The organism is Anaerosolibacter carboniphilus, assembly GCF_014205875.1.
Lineage (GTDB): Bacteria > Bacillota > Clostridia > Peptostreptococcales > Thermotaleaceae > Anaerosolibacter > Anaerosolibacter carboniphilus.
The window spans coordinates 151,041-165,142 of sequence record NZ_JACHEN010000007.1 but is presented as its reverse complement, the minus strand read 5'-3'; the positions used below and the strand labels follow the sequence as shown (position 1 = coordinate 165,142).

Sequence of the window (14,102 nt, the reverse complement as noted above, 5' to 3'; positions counted from 1 at the left end):
CTGGATGAATATGAAAACAATTATGCTGAGCGGACAATTCTAGGCTTTGATATTGGCGCATTAACTTCTGATGTAACCGTTATAAATAATTTTGAGCTTCGAACCTTCTTTGGCATTGATAAGGGCACCATTGACCCTCTGAATAGGATTATTGATTTTATAAAAACTGAGTATAAGGTTACAGTTTCAAGGCATAAACTCGATAATACAATTATAAGAAACGAAAAGCTATTGATCTATGGTGAAGAAATTCCAAACCTACGTGATACTTGTAAACAAATGATTGACTATGAAGCCAGACAGCTTGTAGACGAATTCACCTCAAAGGCTGCAGCAGCTGGTATTCAGTTACCTGACATAGGACTTATTGTTCTCTGTGGTGGTGGTTCTTTACTATTTAAAGAAGTCATTCAAAAACAACTATCTAGAATTCCAATGATATTCAGTAATAATGCTGTCATGCTTAATGCTTTAGGTGCTTGGAAAAATGCCAATAAGCTCAGAAACGAATACGTATCTGCATCTTCATCATTAGATTTTGTAGCTGCTACGTTAGAGTAATCATAAATGACAGATACGTATGTGTTTTCTAATCAAGTGGAAAAATTTATACAATTGGTAAGGCGTAAATAACCAGATTTTATTAGAGCCTGCTTCCAAGATCAAAAAGAAGGCCAAAAAAAGATGCTTCTGTATAATAAGTAAAAAAGAAGGTAGACCAAAAGGTCTACCTTCTTTTACTACATCATGCCCATTCCGCCACCGCTGCTTCCACTACTGCTACCACCCATCGGCATACTCATCATGCCCATTCCACCGCCACTACTTGGCATATTGCTCATGCTGCTGTTGGAAGGCATACTTCCGCCCTGCATTTGCATCTGTTGCTGCATCATGTATAATTGTTGCTGCATTTGATTTAACTGCTGCTGCATCATCATATAGTTATAATCTACAGGCATGTTCATTGAATTCATGCCACCCTGCATTTGCATGTTACCATTCATATTTCCTTGCATCTGCATATTTCCCATAGGCAGCCCTACGTTCATACCGCCCTGCATTTGCATATTGCCATTCATTCCATTCATCCCTGCCATAGCATTTTGATTCTGTTGTAATCCCTGTTGCTGATGTTGTAAGTGAACATTGCTATCTGCCATATTGTTGTTTGTGGAAACAAGCCCTAGTACAGCAACGCTTACTAAAATTCCCACGAATGAAAATATAGCTAACTTAAACCATCCATTATTTTGCATTTTAATTCCTCCTATTTTTGTTTTTTCTGTTCCTTGACTTCTGATAATATTACCCTGCCCAGCTTCGCCTTTCTTCTGAGGCATACCTTGTTTATTGTTCAGTGAAGAACTTATCACCGTCCATACACCCAATCCTGATCCAAGAAACAAAAGAGCTAATAGAATGAGCATATAAAGTTGTCCCAATGAGCCTAATATATTCAACAATATCACCTCTTTACTTTATCCATACGATTGCTAATATAATTGACCCACCGATTATAAAGGGGAGCAACAGAAATATTAGACTTGTAGTAAGAAAACTAAGCTTATATATGACAGGCGCTTGCCCTTGATGATGACTATGCATCTCTGCCATCTGTTCGTTTCCTTCTTCTTCACTGAAAAGATCATATAGTGTTACATTAGAGACATGCATGCTCTGCATCATGTTCCCCATACTGCTGTTCATCATTTCTGCTTTTTTCGCTTCAGGAGCACTCCACAGAAAAAATAACGTAATGATAATCAATGCACCAAATATAAATGTCAATCTCCAAAAGTGAAGCTTCTTACTGTTTAACATGCTTATTCCTCCACTGCATATATCTTATGGCAAATCCTGCTACCATACTTATAAAAATAAGTGGAATCATTAATTTGGTCGATAATACAATCACTTCTTGAAGTGCTCCATTATGTTCAATATTCATGGCTACACCCATCATGGAATTATCCATTGCAGCCATCATACCCATCATAAATTGCATAACTTCATTTTCAGTTGGCCCTGGCTTAAGTATTGAAATAATAACGCCGGATGCAAGGAAGAAGAAGAACGTTGCCATAAACCAAATAAATATCTTAATCCATGGTTTTTGCAACATCTGTCTTTCCTCCTTTACCTTTCTGCTCGGTTTTAGAATTCGCCTTTTTAGGCCAGATCAGGGCATGACACTTTACATAGATGTGCCAAATCACCCCTGCCAGTGCAATGTAGGATACGTACTCATGTATGAATAGTGCAAAGCCCATACCTGCCATGCCAATTCCATTATGCACCCATATCAAGACTCCAGTTATGATCAGAATAAGAGTGGTGATGAAGGTGAACAGCTGATAACCGCTTTTCCCGATAATAAACCAGGCTAGATGTTTTGTGTCATTCTTAATATTTCGATACACTTCATAAACGATGGAGATAAAGGTTATCAATACAAATACTGCAGCTGATAAGCGATGTACATAGTCAGCCGTTGCATAATCAAAATTAAGCAACCATCCATACTTAGCACCAACCATCGCAAAACCGCTTATACCTAGCAAAGCCCATACGATTGCATAGACCCAATGCATGATGAAGTCAAAACGAATATTCATGGGTTTTTACTCCTTTATTCTACCACTTCTTTTTCTGCTTTTTTTCATATGGTTTTTGATGTTTTTTGTTATTCTCTGTATTATCTACTATCTCATCTTCAACTTCATCCACTGCTGATATTGCTGTACCATCTACAGTCTCATCTTGAACAACTACTACTTCTTCTTTTATTTCTTCCTTTACTTCTTCCTTTGCTTCTAGGATTTCTGCTAAAAAACTATTTTGATCCTTCGTTTTAATTTCTGTATCATCTGCTATCTCATCTTGAACACCTTTTGCTTCTTCTTTTATTTCTTCTTTTATTTCTTCTTTTATTTCTTCTTTTACTTCTGCTATGTCTATCAAAGAACTGGTTTCATCAGTTTTTTCTACAGATACTGTACTCATTTCATTCTCGATTGTCATTACTTCACCCTCTGCTGTGTTTATTTCGGTTCCACAATTAGGGCAGCATTTCCATGATTCTTTCAACACTGTTTCACATTGAGCACATTCTTGAATTCTTTGATTCCCACAAGAAGGACAAAACTTATATTCCTGGTCTGCAGCATAATTACATACTTCACATGTAGCCATTGAATTTTTAATAGCCTTCGATGGAATCATCTTTTTTATATCTACTGAAATATTGCTCTGTCTTGCGTAAGCAATTAAGCTGACAATCAGTCCTATAATGGATACAGAAAGCAATAATTTACCGAAAATCACTGCAGTATTTCCCATAGGGGAAATATATCCATTTGTCATCATGCCATAATAATTTCTACCCATGGCGCCATAGCCATTATATGGTGAAAAAACAGCGTTAAAGATTATTATCATTAATCCTAGTACAAGCACTGTTCCAACTGCAATCAATCCAGTCTTAAGCACAGGATCTTTTTTTATTTCCTCAAACTTATTGGATTCAAACATTTTGAGTTCATTCCCCTCTATTAGATACCTCTTTACAAGCTTGATCAACAGAATGATCGCTGCAATGACAAGTCCTATGAATAGAAGTTTTACAGAAATCGCTAGAATATACGAAAGTGTATTCGCTAAAGAATATCCTCCACCCATATCCATGCCACCTTCCATGCCTCCAGTGTTTCGCCCAAACATAATGTTAAAGGCTAATCCGAAGCTCAATACCCCTAACACAAGAATTGTAATACTTTTTAAAACAGGATCATTTTTAATTGTCTCCCACATATGATTTCTCCTCCCTTATTGCTTTTTATTAGACCCTAATTTGCCGAAGCTTCCTTGGGGTCTTTTTTTGCAGGAGGTTTGAGTAGACTAAAGATTGAACCTAATATTCCTAGAATAAATGCAATTGCGAATAATACTAACGTTGCATTTACAACTGTAGGAATACTAATATTATTGAATATTCCTCCAAACAAGCTTGGCGTTGAAGATGTAGCATGATTCATCTGTGATAAATTAGGGTTATTCATATAGTTTTGCATCATATTCGCCATATACACAGCCTGCTTTGTAAATTCGTCTCCTAACTTATTTAGTTCACCCACTCCTTGGGCTAATTTAAATACACTTTGATGGATCTGCTGCATCTTATCCTTATCAAACACCAATCCATTGGCTGATACATAAGGATTAATATTCATAAGATTTGCTGCTTCATTTACATAATTTAGTGCCTGATTTAGCTTGTTCTTGTTTTGCAGTGTCATGTTGTATTGATTTGAATAGTATTGTATAAGATTTTGTGTATTTTGATTTGCCTGCTCAGCTTGAGATACGAGTTCATTGTTTAACTGCTCCAGCAATTGCATACCTACAGATAACTTATATAAACCCGTATGCAGCTGTTCCATTTTATTTGCATCATACGTAATACCCATATCTCCCATCTGCATAGAAGCGTTCATCTGCGTATTGCTGGAAGTATCCGTAGGCGGATAAACATTAATCGTTGTATTCCCTTGGCTATTGGCTTCTGCTGTATTATTCGGCTGTGTACTATCTACAATGGGATTATTATTTGTCTGAGATGGCATATTCCCCATATTCATCTCCACTTTTTCTTTCGGAGCATATGGATCTAAGGTCATGAGACGAATTGATTCATTAATGAGATAAGTTGCCTTATTTAGACTGTCTTTGTTCTGAAGCGCTAAGGTCATCTCTCCTGTGGCACCTTGTGTGCCCGTAGCACTTTGTCCATTATTTTGTTGCGTACTTTGGTTATTCATGGCACCATGTTGCATGTTCTGCTGGTCATTGGTACTGGTGCTATTTGTACTTGTAGAATCACTTGCCTGTTGATTTTCTGCGCCTGGCATATTCATAGAACCGTGATTCATATACAAATAGTTATATCCAACGTATCCTATGCCACCAACAATAACAATTAACAGAAATACTGTTAATAGACCGTTGAGAAACTTTTTCATTCTTGTTATTCCTCCTTTTTAGCAAGCATCCTATTTAAGAACTACTTATTTTCTCAAATAGGATGCTCAAAAATACGTTCTTCATTTTACATTGGCATGTCAGTAGGATTTAACATGTGGTGGATACCATATGCAGCCGCAGCAATCACTACAACGATTGCCACAATAAGTAATATTTTTGTTGTTTTATTCATGAAGTCTCCCCCTTTCTATTTACTGTTCATAATCATCATCTTTAGCTTTTATGAATATATTATAATAAATAGATATGGAGATTTTATGGAGGTTCGGCACATTCTGCTATTTTTTATTTCACAATGTGTCATCCTTCTCTTTGTGCTGCCATTAAATCACACTTTTCTTCAAATATTTTTATTATTGTTCATAAGCAACCTTCCATTGTATTAAAATATCATAAAACAAATACAAAAGCAGATAATCACCTGAGATTATCTGCTTTTTGGTATTGTTATAGTAAATTTAGTACCTCTGCCCAATTCACTGGATATATGAATCGTCCCTTTATGGGCCTCTACAATTGCTTTGGTTATGGTGAGTCCAATACCCGCGCCACCTGTAAGTCTATTTCTCGATTTTTCAACACGATAAAACCGTTCAAATATATAAGGGAGGTTCTCTTCTGAAATACCTACTCCCGTATCTTTAACCTGTAATTCTACATTTTCCTCATTTCCGATAATATGAATATATACCTTCCCACCTGCTGGTGTATATTTTAGTGCATTAGAGAGCAGATTTATAATAACTTGATTTATCTTATCTTTGTCTGCAAAGATCGTTTCTGCCTCTCCCTTAAATTCGATTTCTATCCCTTTTTGCATGAATTCGTTCTCAAAATTGAGTATGATTCGTTCTATAAGAGATGAAATATCAAATTCTATATTATTTAGAATTAGGTTTTCGCTTTCAAATTCAGCTAGTCTCTCTAAATCCCCTACCAAACCATTCAATCTAATAATTTCATCATGGCAGCTTTTCAATCGTTCAATATCTAACTTCCATATGCCATCAATCATAGCCTCCATATGACTTTGCACTGTTGCTAATGGAGTCCGCAATTCATGGGCTACATCTTCTGTTAGCCTCATCCTAAGATTTTCTTGTCTTTCCAAGGTTGCAGCAAGATCATTTATTGTGCTCGTTAATTGATTTATTTCTGTGGTGCTGGACTTTTCGTAGCTCCTTCCCCCAAAGTTTCCCTTGGATATCATTCGTGCGGTTTCAATTACCCTTGAGATTGGCTTCGTTAATCTATCTGACATCACCACACCAAATATGAAGGCAAAAAACATTGAAAATACCCCTATACTCATAACAACCTTGTTCAAATCCTTGATGAACAGGATATCATGCTCGCTAAAATAAAAGGGACCATAGTGTCCGATCTCAACATATCCCACTTCTACTTCGTCATGTAAGATCGGAAACTTCTTCTCAATATACTTTCCTTCTAGGTTTGGATAATACTCTGACATCCTTTTGGATATGTTTGCAATAATCTGCTCACACTCACCATTGTTGTACGTTCTCGCATCCCATACATTTTGATCTTCAATATTTTTCACGCTAATAATCAGGCCTTGTTCGAGGGCATTCATCCCTATGCTTTTAATACCTTCCTGTCTCCACGATTTGTTCTGTTCTTCATATTGGCGACTTATGGAAGCAATTATTTCCTTATATCTTTGCTCCTGATTTTGAATGATGTACTCTTTAAAATGTTCTTCAAAGGATATATTAGCAAATATACTTATCAGCGATATGCATAGTAATACTACTGCAACATAAGATAGAGATAACTTTGTTTTAAGGCTAATTTTCACTTATTTCACCACCAAACTTATATCCAATACCATGAACAGTCACAATGTATACAGGACATTTTGGATTTGTCTCGATCTTTTGCCTTAGATTTTTAATATGAGAATCAATTGTTCTATCAAACCCCCCAAAGTTTCCATCTAAAGCGATACTTATAAGTTCTTCCCTAGTAAACGCCTTATGAGGATATTTTACCATTGCTAAAAGGATCTTATATTCATTTGGCGTTAAGCTAAGGACTACTCCTTGCTTTTTAACCTCATATCTTGTACTATTAACAACTAAATCACCATTATTAAAAGACAAGGGCCTCCCGTCAAAACTATTGGTATCTCCTGATCTTCTTAATAGAGCAATTACTCTGGCCACCAATTGCCTAGGACTAAATGGCTTTGTAATATAATCGTCGGCACCAATGCCTAGCCCCCTTAAAATGTCCTCTTCTTTTACTTTTGCAGTAAGCATAATAATCGGTACCTTTGACTTCTTTCTCAACATTTTGCAAACCTCTTCCCCCATGATATCAGGAAGCATTAAATCCAGAATAATCATGGATGGGTTTATTTTTATTGCTAGCTGCAGCGCTTCTTGACCAGTGGACGCTTCATACACAGTATACCCTTCATTTTCAAGATAGGATTTTACTACTTCTACTAGCTTTGGCTCATCATCAACTACAAGTATTTTAATGTTGGAATTCTCTTTCAAGAGATCACCTCATTCCTTTATTAAGTCATTCAATTTATTCCCTACGCTGTTTTCAGTCTTAATCCTTCAATTTACCTATATCATGGCGTACTTCTTATTCTACAGATAAGTAATACTTCATAACAGGGCTTGTTTTTTTCATATTGTTCCTTGTATCGGTTAAACATAATCACATAGGCTATTTCTATCCACTTTCTTCATCTGCCGATTTGTAATATTTCTTATGGGCTTTATGTTCAAAATACTGATACACTTACAATAACAAAACTATATGGAGAATTTATGGAGACTCTCCCCTCTACCAATATTAAATTGCTTCAATTAGAATACATAAAGACCGTATTGAAATATCCAATACGGTCTTTTATCACTCAAAATAATTTAAGATATGATTCACAGAATCATACTACAAGGAGCGTAGACTTTTCTAGAATAATTGATTAAGCAAACAATCTTGCTATCATGATAGAAATTGATTCTAATTATTAGCCTTGAGTATTTCAATTAATTCTTTTACATCATCAGCATGAATATACTCTTCATCTTTTTTTACAAATGCACAACTATGACACAAATCACATCTTTGCAGGCATTCTTCGTCTGTAAACAAGATATTATTTTCCTCTAAAGCTCGTACCAACTCATCATGGCAATCAGTAAATTTACACACTTTTATCAAGATCATCGCCTCCTTTCAAGCCGTCTGTACTTTTGCAGATGGTATTTTTATCATTCTCGTAGCTTTATAGTTATATTTTCGTTCTCATTTAAGGCTGTAAGTATTAGATTAGTCAATAATATTTTCAATTTGGATACTTACATAAATAAGCATCGATTCATTTGCTGACTTTTTTCTGTTTTACTATCAATAGAGCTTCTAGTTATACCTCTTTAATAGAAATTTCAAGTTTTTCAACCTTTAAATGCTTTTATATCATCGTGACTGTCGAGGGTCCTTTACTTTAATTTATACTATACCCCCGTATCCTATATTGATTATAATAGATGTCTTTTATCATTGCAACTTTTTTATGGTTTTGCAAACAGAAATAGATTGTTTCCTCAAATCAAAATAGTGATTTGTTCGGCGCACTTAAATATCAATTGTAAAGTTTATGATACCCCTATGCCAAATAGATATCTGTTATACTGATATTTCCATCATAAAACTATAGATATAAATTATGGGAATAATAGAAAATAGCTCTTAGACTTTTAAAACATTGTTCTAATTGTCTAAGAGCTATTTTATTGATATTAATTAAACGTTATGCAATTACATTTTATATATAAATTGGCATACAGCCCGAAAGTACTTATTTTTTCTAGAGAAAAATTCACTGAAAATGCTAACGGGATTCTTCTATCATCTGCTAGACATTTACTAATTAAGTTAGGAGATTTGATATAGGGATTACAGTCTTATACAAAGCTTAGCATGCTTCTTAATGATATTACATCATACTCATGCCACCACCACCAGATGCTGCACCACCCATAGTATTCATTGAATTGATTGCATTTTGCATTTGATTAATTTGCATCTGCATCATGTTTAACTGTTGCATGATATCATTCATATTGCCACTAGGCATTGTCATATTTGACATACCACTACTACCCATATTGTTCATTGGCATGTTCATCATTCCCATGCCTCCACCCATAGGCATTCCCATCATGCCCATTCCACTGCTTCCACTCTGCATGGACATATTATTCATCGGCATTGCCATCATACCCATGCCGTTAACACTACCCTGTACTGACATATTACCCATTGGCATATTCATCATGCCCATACCACTTCCTGCACCTTGCATTTGCATTGTTTGTTGTCCCATCCCTTGATGTGCCTGCATGTTTGCCATATTTCCACTGGGGTTCACGAAGGTTAAAATCGTTACGGCGATAATAAGCCCAATAAAAGAGAATAAAGCAAGTCTTAGCCATCCATTACTTTGCATGTAATTTCCTCCATTTCAGTTTATTTTTCTGGTATTTTTCTGTTGCTGTATATTACCTACTTTATTGCTTTTAAACACATACTTCATTAACCCTAGTCCAATAGTACCCATTCCGACAATTAAAACTAGTATTAAAAAAATCATATAGAAGGAACCAATATACCCTAACATAAGCTATCTCCCATCGTATTTAACTATTTAAACCACATAATTGCTAAGAATATTGTACCTGCAATAATAAAGGGTAATGAAACCATCATAAGACCAGTAGCGGCATTAAAAAAACTAGACTCTGACTCATGATGATTCTCCTGCTGTGTTGCTGTCTCAATCTTTTCTTCTTGCCGAATAAGGTCACTTACGGTTATTTCTTGGCCGTGCATTGTCTGCATCATATTACCCATACTCTGACCCATCATCGTCATACCTGTCTCTAGCCCTGCATTGTAGCCCCAATTCGCTAATAAACTCAAGGTAACTAGTGCTCCAAATATCACTGATAATTGCAGAAAATGGTGTTTTTTCTTATCAAGCATTTTTTTTCCTCCAGAGCCTAATAATGATGGCAAATACGGCAGCAATCAAACTAAGAGGGATTGTCATACCCGTTGCCAATATTATCAATGATTTTAATGAGTTATTACTTTCCAACCCCATGGATAAGCCCATCATGGAACCATGCATAGATTCCATCATGCCCATCATAAATTTCATCGTTTGATCTTGGGTAGGTGCTGGATTAAAATAGGATATCAGTATAACAGATGCAAGAAAGAAGAATACTGTCGAGGCAAACCATATGAAAATCTTAAACCAAGGCTTCTGGATCATAGTAAAACGCTCCTAAAATATACTATCTTGTTTTCGATAGCTTATGTGTATCCTTAACATTTGTTTTCTTCGGCCAAACTAAGGCGTGACACTTAACATAAATATGCCATATTACGCTGGCAATTACGATATAGGTTAATTTCTCATGAATATACAAAGAAAATGCTACTGCTGCCATATTGGAATCCATACATACCCAAATGATCACACCAGTTATGATAAAAACCAGCGTTGTTACATAGGTAAAAAGCTGATATCCCTCCCTGCCAATCATAAACCATGCTAGTTTTTTCTGATCAGCTCGCATTACCCTTATTACCTCATAGCCTATACAGATAAAGGTGAGCACTACGTATACCACTGCCAAAATACGATGAATATAGTCAGCTGTAGCTATATTATAATTCATCACCCAACCATATCTTGGTCCTACCATCACCAAGCCACTTAGCGCAAGTATGGCGAAAACTATCGTCCATAACCAATGAACAACAAAATCAAATCGAACCTTCAAATTTTCCACTCCCTATTCAGTTGTACGGATATTATTTTCATCTTTTTGGACATCTGCGCCTGTTGTTATCATTTTATTTTCCTGTGTATTATTAGTTTTAAATATATTCAAATTACCTTGCTCATACTGATTCTTCAAATAAGCTATTAACGCCATGATTAGGGAAATGACCAGTACAAAGGATAAGACATGCATCAGCAATGTCAAGAGGCCTGTAATGCTATTTCCAGCACTAAAAGCATGACCTCCTTGATATCGGACATTCCCCATGAAGCCTACTCCAGACACTCCAAAGTTATTCAACAGCGCAAAAATCAAAACCAATCCAAAAGTTAATGCTGTTACAATCGCAATCATCTTTAATAGCGGATCATTATTTATAGACTGAATAAATTTAGAATCTCTATTTGCAAAAAAATTATTTCTAAACCACACAAATATGCTGCCAAGGATGGCCAATACCAATACAATCATGAAAAGCTTAATAAGGAAAAATATTAATCCTCCTAATAACCCTCCTATGGAATATCCGTATCCATATCCACCCATGTGCTCTCCGTCCATGCTTGTTCCACCTCCTGTAAATAGATTAAAAATTAGTCCAAATCCAAGTATGCCTATCAATACCACTAACAGGGTTCTTAGAATCGGATCGTTTCTAAAATCATTTGTCATATTCATTCACCTCATCTTACGAATTATCGTTTTGTGGTCCTTCACCTATTGTTATTCTGTTATTTTCCCTAGGTCTTGCTTTGAACAGACTTACGATAGCACCTAAAATACCAATTAAAAGGCTGACTACCATTACAATAAGGATAATACTAAAGATAGTAGATATGTTTATCGAATTTAGAAAATCACTAGAAAACATATTTCCACTTCCTATGTGAGGAGTTGTATTTGAAGTTCCCAATGCAGTTTGAGCTTGCTGAGCCGCTTGCATCATCTGGGTAGTGAAATCATCATTTAGTCTGCCTAATAAAGTCATTCCCTGGGCAAGCTTAAATATACCTTGATGCAATTGACCCATGCCGTCCATGTTAATCTGATATCCTCCCGGTGCTCCATAAGGATTAACGTTAACAAGGATAGATGCCTGCTCAATCATGCTTATCACATTATTTAGCTTTGTCTTATTCTGCAGTGCCAGGTTGTACTTTGTAATTTGTGTTTGATATGATGTGGGATCTGTCACACCCATTGCTGATTGCAAACTTAGGTCATCATTTAACTCATGCATCAACATGAGCCCTTGAGCCAGTGTATATATCCCTGTATGCAATTGCTGAAGTTTTCCTTGATCATATACAAAATTTGTATTTGCGGTGGGATTCATTGCTCCCATATTAGTATCTGTAGCTGGCATTTGATTATTAGGAGTTATATTTCCAGAAGGTGTAATATTTACCGAGCCACTCCCGCTAGGATAAATATTAATTGTTCCTGTTCCTCCAGATGACTGTAGATTGCTTTTATTCATTATCATGCTATTTCCATCCATGCTTGGCATTGTGGTTCTTGAATAAGGGTCTATAGTAATCAAGTCAATGGCTTGGTTTATCGTACCTATGGCTTGATTTAGCTTATCCTTATTTTGGATAGCGATTGTATTTGGCAATGCATTGTTTCCAGTACTATCTGTCATATTATGTTGATTCCCTTGAGCATGCTGATCTGTTTGTCCTAAATCTGTATTTGGTGCCATTGGCGTTTGATTCGTTGTATCCGTACCTGGATAGCCCATATACTGCATAAAGTAAGTATTCCATGCAATATATCCTAATCCACCAACAATGATCAAAATTAGGATTGTATTAAGTAATGCCCGAAATATTTTCACCATAACAACTCCCTTCTAATAGCTATCCTCAGTTTAAATTTAGAGCAATCACTTGTCTGTGACAGGCAAGAACTTATGGATATATTGCAGAATATCTTCTAAAGAACAATCCATTGTATTCCCAGTATCTATTCCTTAATCGTCACACCATTCGGCCCTTTCCCTACAGGAATTGTTCCAACTACATTATTTGTAGCAACATCCACAACTGTCACGCTATTGGCGCCTGTATTGGTAATAAAGACTGTTTTTCCATCTCTCGATACCACTACTCCATGGGCTTTGTCTCCAGCTGGAATGGTCGCTGTAACACTTAGGCTTTGTGTATCAATTACGCTGATATTGTTCGAGCCTGTATTGGCCACGTACATAAATTTACCGTCAGGCGTAGAAAAAATCTGTATAGGACTTGTACCTACATTGATTCGCTGCTTCACTTCCTGGGTTGCAGTATCAATTACGTCAACACCATTTTCATCACTTAATGTAACAAAAACTAATTTGCTGTCTGGCGTAAAGGCAACCTGTACAGGTTTCTTTCCAACCTTAATGGTTTTGGGCACTGTGTTTGATGCTACATCAATAACAGAAACATCATTTGAATCATTATTTGCAACATATATGTATTTATAATCCGGTGACATTCTAAGCCCATGGGGCATTGCACCCACAGATATTTTTGAGATAATGCTCTCATTTTGAAGATCAACCACATATACATTTCCGTTCGCAGCTGTACCGCTCATACCATGAGCTTCTGTCCCTGCACTTTCTGCCATTTCAGAAACACTTACATAGGCAACTTTAGAATCAGGTGAAAACACAACATGACTAGGTCCCTCACCTACTTTAATGGTCTTAGAAATAGTATTTGTACTCGTATCTATGGCAGAAATGGAGTTGCTATGATTTTCTACTACATATACAAAATTACCATCAGGTGTAACTTGAACATTATGAGGTCCTTGCCCTACTGGCACCGAAACAGTTGTCTGCATGGTTGCCATATTAATCACAGATACAGAAGCATCATCCTCATTGGCAGTATAAATGTAGTATAAAGGCATTTCTTCCATTGGTTGGTTATTCTCTTGTTGCTCTGCTTGTGGATTGGTGTTATTAGGTGCCTGCTGCTGATTCGTACGAGGCGCACATGAAATCATAGTAAATACAAGTAAAGCTATTATTATGAATACTACATATCTTCTTCTCATCTATTATCCCTCCTATATTCGTTTCATAAGTAGTATGTGTAAGTTTTGCCAGTTTATTTGAATATTTACCGAAGGTATATTATGGAATAAAATAAAAAAGTGGTATAGTCAAACTACACCACTTCGGTTTTCAACCTTGGAATCAATATATTTACATTTATT

The 14,102-nt window shown here is 36.0% G+C and carries 17 protein-coding genes; 1 reads left to right on the top strand and 16 read right to left on the bottom strand.

The genetic code is table 11. The features are described from left to right. On the top strand, positions 1-561 hold a 561-nt coding region (locus HNQ80_RS07660; protein ID WP_184309814.1), incomplete at its 5' end, for an acetate and sugar kinases/Hsc70/actin family protein. 179 nt (positions 562-740) lie between these two features. Here the strand turns inward: HNQ80_RS07660 and HNQ80_RS07655 are convergent. From HNQ80_RS07655 to HNQ80_RS07580, 16 genes are all read right to left on the bottom strand, one after another. Continuing rightward, positions 741-1,463: a hypothetical protein gene (locus HNQ80_RS07655; protein ID WP_184309812.1), complete on the bottom strand. Its 723-nt coding sequence runs from the start codon at positions 1,461-1,463 to the stop codon at positions 741-743. Between the two features lie 13 nt (positions 1,464-1,476). Then, positions 1,477-1,824 (bottom strand): hypothetical protein, encoded by a 348-nt coding sequence (locus HNQ80_RS07650; protein WP_184309810.1) that lies wholly within the window; start codon positions 1,822-1,824, stop codon positions 1,477-1,479. Further along, on the bottom strand, positions 1,811-2,125 hold the full coding sequence (locus HNQ80_RS07645; protein WP_184309808.1) for a hypothetical protein: 315 nt from the start codon (positions 2,123-2,125) through the stop codon (positions 1,811-1,813). Before HNQ80_RS07645 ends, HNQ80_RS07650 begins: the two co-directional genes overlap by 14 nt. Further along, entirely contained in the window at positions 2,103-2,618 is a 516-nt protein-coding gene (locus HNQ80_RS07640; protein WP_184309806.1) for a cytochrome b/b6 domain-containing protein, read from the bottom strand. The genes HNQ80_RS07645 and HNQ80_RS07640 overlap by 23 nt, the downstream gene beginning before the upstream one ends. Before the next feature lie 19 nt (positions 2,619-2,637). Next, positions 2,638-3,813 carry a zinc ribbon domain-containing protein gene (locus tag HNQ80_RS07635; protein WP_184309804.1) on the bottom strand — a complete coding sequence of 392 codons (1,176 nt, stop codon included), beginning with the start codon at positions 3,811-3,813 and terminating at the stop codon, positions 2,638-2,640. Positions 3,814-3,848: 35 nt separating this feature from the next. Continuing rightward, a complete protein-coding gene (locus HNQ80_RS07630) occupies positions 3,849-5,021 on the bottom strand; it encodes a hypothetical protein (protein ID WP_184309802.1) in 1,173 nt (390 codons plus the stop codon). Positions 5,022-5,470: 449 nt separating this feature from the next. After that, entirely contained in the window at positions 5,471-6,865 is a 1,395-nt protein-coding gene (locus HNQ80_RS07625; RefSeq protein ID WP_184309800.1) for a sensor histidine kinase, read from the bottom strand. Beyond that, positions 6,855-7,571, bottom strand: coding sequence for a response regulator transcription factor (locus HNQ80_RS07620; protein ID WP_184309798.1), 717 nt, complete (start codon positions 7,569-7,571; stop codon positions 6,855-6,857). Before HNQ80_RS07620 ends, HNQ80_RS07625 begins: the two co-directional genes overlap by 11 nt. Before the next feature lie 478 nt (positions 7,572-8,049). Next, positions 8,050-8,250, bottom strand: a complete 201-nt coding sequence (locus HNQ80_RS07615; RefSeq protein ID WP_184309796.1) for a hypothetical protein — start codon at positions 8,248-8,250, stop codon at positions 8,050-8,052. Between the two features lie 775 nt (positions 8,251-9,025). After that, a complete protein-coding gene (locus HNQ80_RS07610) occupies positions 9,026-9,538 on the bottom strand; it encodes a hypothetical protein (RefSeq protein WP_184309794.1) in 513 nt (170 codons plus the stop codon). Between the two features lie 194 nt (positions 9,539-9,732). After that, positions 9,733-10,074 (bottom strand): hypothetical protein, encoded by a 342-nt coding sequence (locus tag HNQ80_RS07605; RefSeq protein ID WP_184309792.1) that lies wholly within the window; start codon positions 10,072-10,074, stop codon positions 9,733-9,735. Next, entirely contained in the window at positions 10,067-10,369 is a 303-nt protein-coding gene (locus HNQ80_RS07600) for an SKG-like transmembrane protein (RefSeq protein WP_184309790.1), read from the bottom strand. Before HNQ80_RS07600 ends, HNQ80_RS07605 begins: the two co-directional genes overlap by 8 nt. Positions 10,370-10,391: 22 nt before the next feature. Beyond that, positions 10,392-10,883, bottom strand: a complete 492-nt coding sequence (locus tag HNQ80_RS07595) for a cytochrome b/b6 domain-containing protein (RefSeq protein ID WP_184309788.1) — start codon at positions 10,881-10,883, stop codon at positions 10,392-10,394. A 12-nt stretch (positions 10,884-10,895) separates the two neighbouring features. After that, positions 10,896-11,564: a hypothetical protein gene (locus HNQ80_RS07590; protein ID WP_207726908.1), complete on the bottom strand. Its 669-nt coding sequence runs from the start codon at positions 11,562-11,564 to the stop codon at positions 10,896-10,898. A gap of 10 nt (positions 11,565-11,574) precedes the next feature. Next, on the bottom strand, positions 11,575-12,726 hold the full coding sequence (locus HNQ80_RS07585; RefSeq protein ID WP_184309784.1) for a hypothetical protein: 1,152 nt from the start codon (positions 12,724-12,726) through the stop codon (positions 11,575-11,577). 128 nt (positions 12,727-12,854) lie between these two features. After that, on the bottom strand, positions 12,855-13,940 hold the full coding sequence (locus HNQ80_RS07580) for a YVTN family beta-propeller repeat protein (protein WP_184309782.1): 1,086 nt from the start codon (positions 13,938-13,940) through the stop codon (positions 12,855-12,857). Between the last annotated feature and the right edge of the window lie 162 nt (positions 13,941-14,102).

Bases quoted from the DNA above. Each gene is read 5' to 3' on its own strand.
- HNQ80_RS07650 (WP_184309810.1), bottom strand. From the start codon at position 1,824: ATGTTAAACAGTAAGAAGCTTCACTTTTGGAGATTGACATTTATATTT.
- HNQ80_RS07645 (WP_184309808.1), bottom strand. From the start codon at position 2,125: ATGTTGCAAAAACCATGGATTAAGATATTTATTTGGTTTATGGCAACG.
- HNQ80_RS07640 (WP_184309806.1), bottom strand. From the start codon at position 2,618: ATGAATATTCGTTTTGACTTCATCATGCATTGGGTCTATGCAATCGTA.
- HNQ80_RS07635 (WP_184309804.1), bottom strand. From the start codon at position 3,813: ATGTGGGAGACAATTAAAAATGATCCTGTTTTAAAAAGTATTACAATT.
- HNQ80_RS07630 (WP_184309802.1), bottom strand. From the start codon at position 5,021: ATGAAAAAGTTTCTCAACGGTCTATTAACAGTATTTCTGTTAATTGTT.
- HNQ80_RS07610 (WP_184309794.1), bottom strand. From the start codon at position 9,538: ATGCAAAGTAATGGATGGCTAAGACTTGCTTTATTCTCTTTTATTGGG.
- HNQ80_RS07605 (WP_184309792.1), bottom strand. From the start codon at position 10,074: ATGCTTGATAAGAAAAAACACCATTTTCTGCAATTATCAGTGATATTT.
- HNQ80_RS07600 (WP_184309790.1), bottom strand. From the start codon at position 10,369: ATGATCCAGAAGCCTTGGTTTAAGATTTTCATATGGTTTGCCTCGACA.
- HNQ80_RS07590 (WP_207726908.1), bottom strand. From the start codon at position 11,564: ATGAATATGACAAATGATTTTAGAAACGATCCGATTCTAAGAACCCTG.
- HNQ80_RS07580 (WP_184309782.1), bottom strand. From the start codon at position 13,940: ATGAGAAGAAGATATGTAGTATTCATAATAATAGCTTTACTTGTATTT.